This window comes from Streptomyces sp. NPDC104831 (assembly GCF_055583025.1).
The window spans coordinates 52,960-63,621 of the sequence record NZ_JBVJOT010000051.1; the positions used below are offsets into that span (position 1 = coordinate 52,960).

The following is a 10,662-nucleotide window of genomic DNA, read 5'->3' on the forward strand; positions in this document are numbered from 1 at the left end:
GCTCCCCCGGCAGGATCACCCAGCGAGCCACATCCCCCCGCACACCGAGCACGCCACCCGCTACACTGGCGGCGGCGAGCAGACCCCACCGGTCGATCACCAACCTGTCCCAAACACGTCAAGAACGGGCTCAGCCACACGGCCTCGTTTTAGACACGTTTGTCGACAGATCCCCGCGGCGGGTGCACGCGGAACGGATGGGGAGCCGGGACCTGCTGGCGTCGTCGGTCCCGCTGGCGCCGTCGGCCCTGTCGGTCCGGCCAGTCCGGCGGGACGGTCTGGGCCTCAGGGCGAGCCCGGGCCCGCTGGACCACAGGACCCTGCTGGCGAGCGCGGCACGGCCGGACCGCAGTGCCCTGACGGGTACAGCCTCCAGCACCCGAGCTGGGACGACGACGCTCTCGTCTGCCGTCGCGATGATGCGCCGTCCGGCGGCGAGCCGAGCCCGACTCCTTCGTCAGAGTCGCGTGTGCTGGGGCTCGATCCGCAGCGCCGGCAGTACCCCTGATTCAAGTGCCCTCTCTCGCCTCCGGGCGGGAGGGGGCCGTTTCGTCGTGCTCAGTCCAGGGCTTCAATCGCGCGGCGGATCAGCGCCCGAGCCTCGGCCCCGTACACGGCCATCGAGCGCAGCTCCTCGAAAGCTCGGAGGTACAGGGCGACTTCGGACGGCTGCGTCACACGGATGCGCGCAGCCATCAGCTCCACGGAGACCATCTGATCGTCGTAGACGTGAAACAGCTCCTGTGGCCAAAGAGAGCGCCGCCTGGCGTGAGGGATGATGCCGAGGGAGACAGAGGACAGGGCGCCGGCGGTGAGCAGGTACCCGAGCTGGGCGGCCATCGCGTCGGCGTCGCCCATCTGGTGGTAGAGCACGCTCTCCTCGATGACTAGGACGAAGCGGTGCCCAGGTTGGTGGATGATCTGGTTGCGATGTACCCGGGCGGTCGCAGCTTGCTCGGCGTCATTGGGAATGTCGAGCAGCTTGGCGACGCTGGAGAGCACTGCGGTCGCGTAGCCCTCGGTCTGGAGTAGGCCCGGGACGAGGGTTGGCGAGTAGACCCGGAACAGTTCTGTGGCCCGGTACAGCGTGACGTAACTGTCCTGGAGGCGCTTCAGCCCCGCACGCACTTGCCTGCGCCATTCCATGTAGGCGGACTCGGCGTCTCGGGACTGGGCGATGATGTCCTCGGCCTGGCCGTCGGCGCCGCAGGCCGCGCACCAGCGGCGGATGTCGTCGGGGGTGGGGGGTGTGCGCGCGTTCTCCAGGCGAGATGTCTTGGGATGGGTCCAGCCGCACCGCGTGGCCAGCTCGGTGCCGGTCAGGCCCGCGTCCGCTCGCAGGTCTCGCAGGCGGCGGGCAACGCGCTCGCGTGCGGCCTGCGCCGAGGACGACGGGGATGTGGCCATGTGGTGCGGCGGACCCTTCTTGACGCGCTAGCTGATCTTGTACTCGTCGTGCGGGATGGCTCTCGTCCACACGGCCTCGAAAGCCGCAGCACACAGGCGAGCCGCAGCCGGGTCCTCGCTGATCTCTCCCGGGGCGGAGGCTCCGTCACCGGTGAAGTGGTTCCAGCGGATGGTCCGCCCGTCGATCAGCCAGAAGTCGTTGCCGGGCAGGGCGATGTCGGACGCTTGCCGGCGAGGCAGCCAGCGCACCTGTTCGCCGGCCGCAACGTTCGCGGCCGTTCCGGCGTGCTCGTACCGGATGTAGTCGCTGACCGGCTCGGAGACGATGCGCGCCCGCCGCACGGTCACGCCGCGCGAGACAAGACGACGGATCAGTGCGGTCCACGGAGCCCAGTAGGGCGACTCGGGATCAGCGTCGGCCTCCCTTGTCGCCTTCCAGCGGGCGACGGCGTCGGCCTCGGCGGCAACCCCGTAGGAGTCCCGCATCTCCAGATGCACGGCCGACTCGCGTGCGCCGTCCAGAAGTTCAGCGAAGCTGGGCACGCTCTGCGACATCGCACGCCTCCCTGAGGATCGACACCATGCTGACTGGCACCCGCACTACCTGCTCGTGGTCTGGGATGCCGACCGCGTGGCCTGGCACCTCGAAGGCAGCGCACTGCGCCTCCGTCGCCGCGTCCGGCTTCCACCCCTGAATGACCAGCTCGCCGCTGCTCTCGTTGACCCAGATGGTCGGGCTCTCACCTTGCCCCGTGTTCGGGTCGATGCCGATGAACCGTAATGACATGGTGTCCTCCAACGCTCGACGTGTGCACGGATGTACACAAGCTCGTCTGATTCGGTGGCATGGTCAAGGCCGCAGGGCTACCCAATGACCTGCGTTCGGGGAGCGTCGTGAACATCGGTGAACATCACTGGAAGTGCTGCACATCACACTTCTAGCGTCGGCGGGGACGAAAGCCCCCGGCGAGGCGGTCACCTCCCGGGGGATGGCCGACGCCCGAGGAGCGCCGACATGCAGCACGGGAAAGCCGCCCAACTCCCCGCCCAATCCTCGCAGCTACGGCGGTGACAGCCGTGGAGCGCAGGCAGCTGCCACAGGTCCGCGTACTGCCCCGGCAGACATGTGCCGCGCCGGACGCCCGGCACTTCGTTGTCGACGTCCTCAAGGACTGGGGGCTGCTCGGCGCCTTGGACGATGCCGCGACCGTCGTGACCGAGCTGGTGACCAACGCGGTCCAGCACACCGAAACACCGACCGTCCGGGTCATCGTGCGCCGACTGCCGCCGGACGCCGTGCGGCTCATCGTCATCGACAAGAGCCCCGACGCCTGGCCCGCCCTCTGCACCACAGGCCCCCGCGACACCACCGGGCGCGGCCTGGCAGTCGTGGACGCCATCACCAAGGGATGGGGTTGCACCCGCTGGCCCTGGGAGAAGCAGGTGTGGGCCGACCTGGAAGCCCCCGGGGAGGACCGGGTATGACCGCCCCCTCGAGGGCCCTGACCCTCATCCCCGCCGACCTCCGCCCGCTGCTCCCCCTGCCACCCCTGGACGACCTCCCCGCCGCCAAAGCGCGCGGAGCAAAGTGCGCCTGGTGCGGCAAGCGGCTGTCCATCGACACCGTCGTGGACCTCGGTGAGCGCCCGGCCCCCGACGGCACGACGCTGTTCTTGCGCGGCTGCTACCGGTGCACCTTGCGGGGCGCGGCCCAGGCGTACATCGCCCATCCCGGCCCCTGCCGACAGTGCGTCTACGACCTGAAGCCCTGCCCGGTCATGCAGGCGCTGCGGACCCTGGTCCTGGAGCTGCCCCGATGACCGTGCAGATTCCAGAGGTGCTCTACGACGTGCACGAGTGCGTCTCCTGGTACGAGGTCCCCCGGCGATTGCCCGCGCCGGCCGTGGCCGGCGAGGCATGCGTCTGGTTCACCAGCCCCCGGGACGCCACCACCGTGCAGTTGGCCCCCTCGGCAACCCGCTCCCGCCTGGCCTGCCCGCGCTGCTACACGGCCCGGCTCGCCTGGTACCTCACCTGGGCGGACTGGCACACACACTTCACGGCCTGCACCGCCTGCCAACAGTCCCGGACCTGCTACGCCGGCCACGGACACCGCCTCCTGCACGAGCGGACCGCACAGGCCATCGGCAAGACACCCGAGTGCCTCGCCTGCCCCGCCCCGCTGCTGCCGACACAACCGGTCGCACCCCTGCGCTGGGAGGGCACCACCCGCTTCAACGCCGGATACGCCCACCTCCGGTGCCTGACCGGACGGGCGAGCACCCGATGACCGGCCCCATCCCCATCCGGCCCGTCCAATACTGGAACGGCACCCCCGTCCCTTTCATCACCGCATGGTCCAAGGAGCAGATCCCGCCCCAGCCCCTGTCCAAAGTCCTGTGTCCTGGAGGGACGGGACTCGGGCTCCGGGGCGACACGGACGTCGAGCGGCATTACGGGGTGCCCTGGATGCGCATGCCGGCCACACGCGGTGGCCGGCCCCGGCACGGAGCCGTCCACGCCCTGCGCCAGCGGCAGGCGATGAGCCGCCTGCTCTGCCAGCTCTGCGGCGGACCCACGGTCGGGACCCGGAAGGACGCACGCACACTCTTCCTCGCAGCAGGCGCCCGCCAGCCCCTCCACGACGGAGAGGTGACGACGTCTCCCCCCGTGCACGCCGGCAGACACCCGCCTAGACCTCGAACGGATGCGGCGAGAGGCTCAGGTCGCGACTGACCAGACCCTTCAGGGAGAGGGCATCGCAGATGCCAATAACCAGGACTGGGAAGATGGACTCTTGGAACCCGTGCCCGAAGGCTTTCGGACTGAGAGCTTGCAGGCAGCCCAGATAGCAGTGGCCGTGAAGGTCAGGTGCGCCAAAAAACTCTACCGGGTCCTATACTACGGGAAGTCTCCAGATGAGATCGCGAAGGCCGACCTTGTGGAGCCAGAGGCCGACAGGGGCGAGTACGACGAGTCCATCTACCGGCCAACGAAATGCCCCGTATGTGGCACAGACGGTGATCTTCATGCTTCCCTGAGGAACCAGCCAAAGCGCCCCAACAAGGGAGAAAGGGGGCGGTCCGCTGAAGCCCTCGCGGAGCTGGATATCGCAAGCTGAGTGGGGAGGTAAATGCCGATACGGCACTTGCGAGGGCACCCCGCACTCTCGTGGGCTGTGCGTCGTGCACTACGGCCGGGGGATATAACAGTTCGCCCGCGACGCTATCTTCGCCCTCTAAAACAATTGCTGCGGCATTTGCGGGAAGAAGGAACCGGGCGATACGCGGGGTGGCATCTGGACCACGCCCACGAATGTGATGGTGGCCCCAAGCCGGTGAACTACTGCGTTAAGTGTGTGCGGGGCCTTCTCTGCCTCAACTGCAACCGGCACGGGCTTGCCTGGGATGAGAATAACTATCGACACCATCCGAGCAATCCTCTCTTTCCTCTCTTGGAAGAGTGGATCGTCCGTCGCATCAAGTTTCATGGCGCCGTCGACTCCCCTGCTGTCGCCGTGAGCTACTTGTCTCGGACTGATGACTCTGAACAGTCCATCGCAGGACGCCAACGAATGCCATGCGGCCGAAAGAGTCGCGAAGGAACGGTCCACTGCGTTACTTCGTCAGTCCTGACCGTCACTATCCAGGTAGGAGCGGGCAGATTCAACCCACGCCGCGATGCTTCGCTCCAACGCCGAGCGTGCCTCGTAGAAAGTATCCCGCCGGTGGTCTGGCGCAAGTCTCTGCCTTGCATCGTTGATCAACAAAGTTGCCCTCCGCCCGACAACCCCACACCTAGCCAGGGCCGTCAGTGCGCGAGCTTGGGCCTCTGCTACAGCAGTGTTGCGCGCACCCGCAGCCCTGATCGGGTAGCTGCCACCCTCCGCTTGGGCTCGTGCCGCTATACGTACATCATGAAGAGCGTCCCGTGCAGCCGTGGCGTCATCCAAATCGGTGCCATCTGGGCCCTGCCCATTCTCTATAGCGCGCAGTACACCATTCGCCCGTTCGACTGGTGCCGCTTGGGCAGCTCGCAGGAGGACAGCATCAGCCCCCTCGCGAACACGTCCTGCCAGCTCCGCTACGGATACCGGGCCTTCCAGCTCAACCACTGAGTAAGAGAACTGGACTGCACGACTGGCAGCCAGACAAGCATTCTTCAACCCTTCAAAGTCCTCATGCGGCTCGACCCTAGTAATCAGGTTAGAAGCAGCCGTGGTGGCCTCATGCACGCTCAATGCGAATGACGCCCATGCCTCACGTCGCAAGGTATGGCGCCACTGTCGGTAATCGGCTCGGGCTTGATCACGGGTGGCGTCAAGCGCAGCGCGATAGGTTGCTTCCGCCTGCGCTATCCCCGCCTCGGCGGCTGCTCGCGCCTGGGCTTGACCGGTTTCAGCTCCAAGCTCGGCTGCCCGTACAGCGGCTCTAGCCTGACCGCGCCCGACCAGAACAGCAGCGGGTATGCCGATGAAGGCAACGAGAGCAGACGCGACAGCACCTAATCCTTGAAGATCCATGACTCTTCATAATGCCCCAGCTGAACTCCCGTGGAACAGGGCTCGGGGACGATCGGCTCCGACTCGTCCCCGTGGTCCGGCCGGCGTGGCCACTTCCGTCGACGGCACTGCACCGTGGCTGAGGCCGGTGGGGGTGCAGCGAGACATACGTGCACCTAGCCTCGGCCTTTCATGACGGTCTGCCGACGGAGTCGGCAGACCGTTTCGCGTTCTGAGCCTGCTGATGGGCAGGCCGAGTGCCCGTCTGTCGCGTCGGGTGTGCGCCGGGTTCCACGATTCCGGTGGGCTTGGGCTGCTCGAAGGGACGGGAAAGCGTTGGTCAGCCGGGGTTCGGGAGGGCTTGGAGCCGGTCCAGGGCGCCGGTGATCACGTCGGTCCAAGGCCACTGCTCGGCCATGCGAAGGATGCGGCGGCGGCCAGTGGTGACGAGCTGGGCTGCTGTGGAGAACAGGCGAAATCGCAGGCGGCGCGGTTCCCAGAGGCGGGCCTTGCCGGTCAGGGCGAGCATTGGCATCCAGGCGAGCAGGTCGAGGGCGATCTGGACGATCTCCAGCCAGACCCGGTTCTGCGCGGTGTCGTGCAGGGGCAGGTTGCGCAGGCCGGTGGCGCGGGCGGCGCGGATGCGGTCTTCGGCCCGGGCCCGTTGCCGGTGGCGCAGTTCAAGAGCGGCGATCGCCTCGCCGCTCGTGTTGGTGGCGAAGCAGGTCAGCCGATGGCCGTCGGCGTCGGTGAAGCGCAACTGGGCGCCGGGGTGCGGACGTTCCTTCCGAACGATCAGTCGCATGCCCTTCGGCCAGCCGGCCAGGCAGTCGCTGCCGGCGTCGATCTCCGCGACCCAGGCGCCGTCGCGGATGCCGCCGTCGGGTTCCACGGCCGGCGTCCAGGCCGAGGCCGGCACCTTCAGGACGGCCTGATGGAGGGCATCGGTGACGGTCATGCCGACCGAGTACGACAGCCACCGCCCGCGCTTGGCGAGCCAGGCGACGAAGGTGTGGGTGCCGCCGCCTGAGTCGGTGCGGATCAGCGTCTGCCGTCCCCGCCGGTACTGTTTCGGCAGCTGGGCCAGGGCCAGCCGGGCGGCGGTGATGTGGTCGGCGGCGGTGTTGGAGCCCGCGTTCCCGGGCCGCAGCAGGCCCACCACCGGCTCGCCGGACCCGCCGCGGCCGTGGTCGACGAAGCCCATCAGCGGATGGTGACCGAAGGACTTCTTCCAGGTCGCCGCCGCGTCCTGCTTCTCGGAGTGGGCCAGGACGAGGACGCCGTCCAGGTCCACGATCACCTGTCCTCCGGTGTCCGGTGCCGCGTCACCGGCCAGCTTCCAGACCCGTTCACGCACGTCGGCCCGGGCGGCGCGGATGGCGGTCAGGGCCCGTGACCCGCCGGCGGCGAGGGTGTCGACGAGTCGGGAGACGGTCGGGTCGGAAGCGACCGGCCCGAACACCGCCGGTTCGGCCCGCAGCATCGCGACATCGGCCCGGCAGTCCCCGCCCAGCGCCACCGCGAGCGCCACATCCAGCAGGACCTTGCCCGGATCGTGCACCGCCCGGGCCTTGCGCCACGGCGTCAAGGCCGCCGATAGCGCCGCATCGAGACCGGTCCTGCGGATCGTCTCGACCAGCAGCACCGTGCCGGCCTGCGAGACGACTCCGCGACCGCTGCCCTCGACGCGGACACGCGGATAGGACCCGATACGCTTCTTCACCTGGGAAGTGCCTCCGACGGTGGCGGGAACAAGGACCTCAGCAATCCTCATTCTCGCTGGTCAGAGGCACTTTCCGCTTTCCTGATCACCAGTCGGACAGCCCACCTCGTGAAAGCGCGAGGCTAACGTGCCCTCTCAGAGTCGTCTAGACCGAGAAGTTGGCAGCATCTCAACTGAAGGTTTCGCGAGCTGAGACACCTGGTGCCGCCGGGAAGCGTTTGAGCACCTCCACGACGACCGGTGTTGCCCGCTGCACCGCCCTCAAGGTGCTCGGCAGCCATGCCCGGACTGTGGCCGGCGACGAGTTCGGCCGCTCTGGCCGCGTGCGCGCCGGCTCCGAGAATGTGCTTGACCTGAGTGGCCTGGGCCAGCGGATGCAAGTAGGCGGCGCCTGCCGCGGACATCGCCGCCCGAGCTGCCTCTCGCGCAGCCGCGGTGTCCGCGGTTCGGGCCGCCTTGAGGGCCGCCCACGCCCTATCACGCAAAGATTTCCCTCGCTCACCACCCCGGGCGAACTCCCAGGCGGCACCGATAGCGTCCCGCGGCCGCGAGTCGTCAGGCTGATCGGCCTCGAATACCTCCAGCACCACTTCCGCACACGCCGCGGCGAACGCGGTGACCTCACGAAGGTCTTGCTTACTCAGAGCAATCTCGCTCTCGTCCCCTGCCATGCGTCCATCCTCGGCCATTGCGCGGGTGAGCGAGGTGGCGGGAGTGCCGCCGGAGGAACAGGGCGGCGCGGTCGCGGCTGTGCCAGTTCAGTGGTCCACGGCGGGCAGGTGGGCCAGGCCGGTGTCGGTCATGATGCGGTCGACGGTCTCGTGCAGGGCGCTGTGGGCACCGATGACGGACTCGATGCCGCCGGGCAGCAGATCGCGCTCGCGGTACCAGGCGCGCAGCTGCACCTCGTCGACGTCGTCGGCGATCGGCTTGGTGGCGTGCCGGGCGAGGGTTTCGTCGAATGGCACGTCCAGGTAGTAGCCGTGGGTCGGGCCGCGGTGGTCGGCGCGCAGTCGCGCGATCATGTCGCCGTAGTGGGCGGCGTAGAGGATGCCTTCGACCACGACGTGGAATCCGGCGTCGAGGGCGTACCGGGCGGTCAGGTCGATCAGGCCGATGTTTGCGGCGCCGGGCCGGTCGCGTTCTCGGAGCACGATGCGGCGGAGGTTGTCCTGGCCGACCAGGGCCAGGCCGCGGCCGAACCGCTCGCGCAGGCCGGCCGCGACGCATGACTTCCCTGAGGCGCTGTTGCCGCGCAGTACGACCAACCGGGTTTCTTCGGTGCCCACCATCACGGCGGCCACGTTACCGGCGGCCGCTGACACCGCCTTGGGTGCTCCGGGGAACGCCGGGCCCGGACCGGTGACTCTTCCCCTCCGCCTCCACCGAGCGGCTGTGCCCGCGGCCCGGCGGCGCCGACGCGCACCACCGGCGACCGCCTCCCGATCTCCGGCAGCGTCCGCGCGCCCGTCCCGCCCCTCCCTCTCCCACGACTCCGGCCAGGAACTGGACAAACCCGGCCGCAACGGGAGCGAACCGTTGCCGACCGGGTTGTCGAACGGAGGGCCTCTATGTCTTTCGTCAAGCGGGGCGGTCGTCTCCGCACGAGCGGGGGTTGCTCAACGTCGCGCTGCGCGGCGCCTATCGAGTCAAGGCCGTTCCCGCGCGAGCGGCGGTAGCTCCTGGTCGATGCCCTCGTCACCGCGTGGGTCGCCGTAGTCCTCACGCGAAGGGGTCCCGGGAGCGCGCCGCCGAGCTTGCCGTCGACCCACCCCCAGTAGCAGCCTGGTGAAGGCGCCTCTCGCGGGCTGACGACCGACTTGGGTGACTGCCGCGCGTAAGGTCCCGCCCCCACCCTTGCGGGTGTCGTCTCCGCGTCCGCGGGGGCAGCTCTGGTAGGGCTGGACCGACGTGCCGTACGCACGGTCGCCCCCGGGTCCGCAGGGGTTGCTCGCCCTGGACCAGGCCGTCATTGCTACTAGGCCCAATCGTTTGGATCAGGCCTCGGGGGGTTGGCGGCGGGCGCGGAGCCAGTGGACACCCTTTACGGCGTAGGCACCGGTCAGGAGCGGAAAGCCTGCGAGGCCGAGCCAGAACCAGGATTTCCCCACCGTGGAACCCAGCAGGCCGCCGCCGAAGAGCAGCATGGAACCGACGACCTCCAGCAGGTCAAGGCGTGCCTTGAAACGCAGCGCGGGATTGGCTTCCCGGAGTCGATGGATGACGGGGAAAAGACCGAAGACCTGCCATAAGAACGAAACGAGAAAGATCCAGACGAACCAGCCGGGTATGCCCACGACGCGCACTCTATCGGCCGCCTGGGACTCTCCGAGGGAAGATCCAAAAGAAGCACCCTAGCGCCGTCGTCCCCGCCTGCGCGGGGGTTGCTCGTTCTCGATCAGCTCGACCAGGGCGTCATGCTCGTCGTCCCCGCGCCTGCGGGGGTGACCCCCATCCCGGGCCCGAGCCCCAGACCGGCAGGTACGCCGTCCGCGCGCGCTGGGGTTGCCTGCCGGGCGAGTTCAGTGCGACGCCCCGCCCCGGGGCATCCCCGCACGGGCGGCGGTAGCGCCTGGTCGACGTCCTCGTCGTCGCGACGGTCGCCCTCGCGCGCGAGCAGCCCCCGGGGGCCTGCCAGCATCACAGCTCACGGCAATGAAAACGGCCGGCACCGCTAACGTCGTCCCAGCTTAAGACGTGTCGTCCCCGCGCGAGCGGGGTAGCTCGGTGTGCATCCAGGTGGAGGTCGACCTGATCACCTGACCCACGCCGCCGCCGGCGGTCGAGCTACCCCCACAAGCGCGGGACAACAAACGCCACCTGTCCACAGGCACTACCACCCGGGAGCTACCCCCGTGGTGCGGGGACGACGCCGTGCCAACGGTCTGCTGCCATCCCAGCACCACGATCGACGTGAATGAGAACGGCTCCCCCAGCTAGAGGTTGTCCCGTAACTGCTGGTTACGGTGCGGAAACTGCGTGGCTGACGAGTTCGCGATGCCGGTAACGTCCGATCTCCCGTCCCGCCGCA

At 68.5% G+C, this 10,662-nt stretch carries 11 protein-coding genes; 4 read left to right on the top strand and 7 right to left on the bottom strand.

Features of this window, described 5'->3' with window-relative positions:
- Nucleotides 1-558 precede the first annotated feature (558 nt).
- From ACZ63H_RS29570 to ACZ63H_RS29580, 3 genes are read right to left on the bottom strand one after another with little or no spacing between them, the layout of a single operon-like run.
- Nucleotides 559-1,407 (bottom strand): helix-turn-helix domain-containing protein, encoded by an 849-nt coding sequence (locus ACZ63H_RS29570; RefSeq protein ID WP_469870234.1) that lies wholly within the window; start codon nt 1,405-1,407, stop codon nt 559-561.
- Between the two features lie 27 nt (nt 1,408-1,434).
- Nucleotides 1,435-1,962, bottom strand: a complete 528-nt coding sequence (locus ACZ63H_RS29575) for a DUF6879 family protein (protein WP_469870236.1) — start codon at nt 1,960-1,962, stop codon at nt 1,435-1,437.
- A complete protein-coding gene (locus ACZ63H_RS29580; protein ID WP_469870256.1) occupies nt 1,934-2,194 on the bottom strand; it encodes a hypothetical protein in 261 nt (86 codons plus the stop codon). The genes ACZ63H_RS29575 and ACZ63H_RS29580 overlap by 29 nt, the downstream gene beginning before the upstream one ends.
- Before the next feature lie 290 nt (nt 2,195-2,484).
- On the opposite strand from ACZ63H_RS29580, the gene ACZ63H_RS29585 reads away from it, so the two are divergent.
- The 4 genes from ACZ63H_RS29585 (at nt 2,485) to ACZ63H_RS29600 (ending at nt 4,528) form a co-directional block, all read left to right on the top strand.
- Complete coding sequence (locus tag ACZ63H_RS29585) at nt 2,485-2,892, top strand: ATP-binding protein (RefSeq protein ID WP_469870238.1); 408 nt, start codon at nt 2,485-2,487, stop codon at nt 2,890-2,892.
- Complete coding sequence (locus tag ACZ63H_RS29590; RefSeq protein WP_469870240.1) at nt 2,889-3,227, top strand: hypothetical protein; 339 nt, start codon at nt 2,889-2,891, stop codon at nt 3,225-3,227. The genes ACZ63H_RS29585 and ACZ63H_RS29590 overlap by 4 nt, the downstream gene beginning before the upstream one ends.
- Nucleotides 3,224-3,697: a hypothetical protein gene (locus ACZ63H_RS29595; RefSeq protein WP_469870242.1), complete on the top strand. Its 474-nt coding sequence runs from the start codon at nt 3,224-3,226 to the stop codon at nt 3,695-3,697. The genes ACZ63H_RS29590 and ACZ63H_RS29595 overlap by 4 nt, the downstream gene beginning before the upstream one ends.
- Nucleotides 3,698-4,204: 507 nt before the next feature.
- Nucleotides 4,205-4,528 carry a hypothetical protein gene (locus tag ACZ63H_RS29600; RefSeq protein ID WP_469870244.1) on the top strand — a complete coding sequence of 108 codons (324 nt, stop codon included), beginning with the start codon at nt 4,205-4,207 and terminating at the stop codon, nt 4,526-4,528.
- Nucleotides 4,529-6,248: 1,720 nt separating this feature from the next.
- Here ACZ63H_RS29600 and ACZ63H_RS29605 read toward each other — a convergent pair.
- The 4 genes from ACZ63H_RS29605 to ACZ63H_RS29620 all read right to left on the bottom strand — a co-directional run bounded on the left by ACZ63H_RS29605 (nt 6,249) and on the right by ACZ63H_RS29620 (nt 9,928).
- Complete coding sequence (locus tag ACZ63H_RS29605; RefSeq protein WP_469870246.1) at nt 6,249-7,631, bottom strand: IS1380 family transposase; 1,383 nt, start codon at nt 7,629-7,631, stop codon at nt 6,249-6,251.
- A gap of 122 nt (nt 7,632-7,753) precedes the next feature.
- Entirely contained in the window at nt 7,754-8,320 is a 567-nt protein-coding gene (locus tag ACZ63H_RS29610) for a putative immunity protein (RefSeq protein WP_469870248.1), read from the bottom strand.
- A gap of 69 nt (nt 8,321-8,389) precedes the next feature.
- Nucleotides 8,390-8,923: an AAA family ATPase gene (locus tag ACZ63H_RS29615; RefSeq protein WP_469870258.1), complete on the bottom strand. Its 534-nt coding sequence runs from the start codon at nt 8,921-8,923 to the stop codon at nt 8,390-8,392.
- A 705-nt stretch (nt 8,924-9,628) separates the two neighbouring features.
- Complete coding sequence (locus tag ACZ63H_RS29620) at nt 9,629-9,928, bottom strand: hypothetical protein (RefSeq protein WP_469870250.1); 300 nt, start codon at nt 9,926-9,928, stop codon at nt 9,629-9,631.
- Nucleotides 9,929-10,662: the final 734 nt, after the last annotated feature.

Excerpts from the sequence above, each read along its gene's own strand:
- ACZ63H_RS29570 (WP_469870234.1), bottom strand. The coding sequence starts at position 1,407 with ATGGCCACATCCCCGTCGTCCTCGGCGCAGGCCGCACGCGAGCGCGTT.
- ACZ63H_RS29575 (WP_469870236.1), bottom strand. The coding sequence starts at position 1,962 with ATGTCGCAGAGCGTGCCCAGCTTCGCTGAACTTCTGGACGGCGCACGC.
- ACZ63H_RS29580 (WP_469870256.1), bottom strand. The coding sequence starts at position 2,194 with ATGTCATTACGGTTCATCGGCATCGACCCGAACACGGGGCAAGGTGAG.
- ACZ63H_RS29590 (WP_469870240.1), top strand. The coding sequence starts at position 2,889 with ATGACCGCCCCCTCGAGGGCCCTGACCCTCATCCCCGCCGACCTCCGC.
- ACZ63H_RS29595 (WP_469870242.1), top strand. The coding sequence starts at position 3,224 with ATGACCGTGCAGATTCCAGAGGTGCTCTACGACGTGCACGAGTGCGTC.
- ACZ63H_RS29610 (WP_469870248.1), bottom strand. The coding sequence starts at position 8,320 with ATGGCCGAGGATGGACGCATGGCAGGGGACGAGAGCGAGATTGCTCTG.
- ACZ63H_RS29615 (WP_469870258.1), bottom strand. The coding sequence starts at position 8,923 with ATGGTGGGCACCGAAGAAACCCGGTTGGTCGTACTGCGCGGCAACAGC.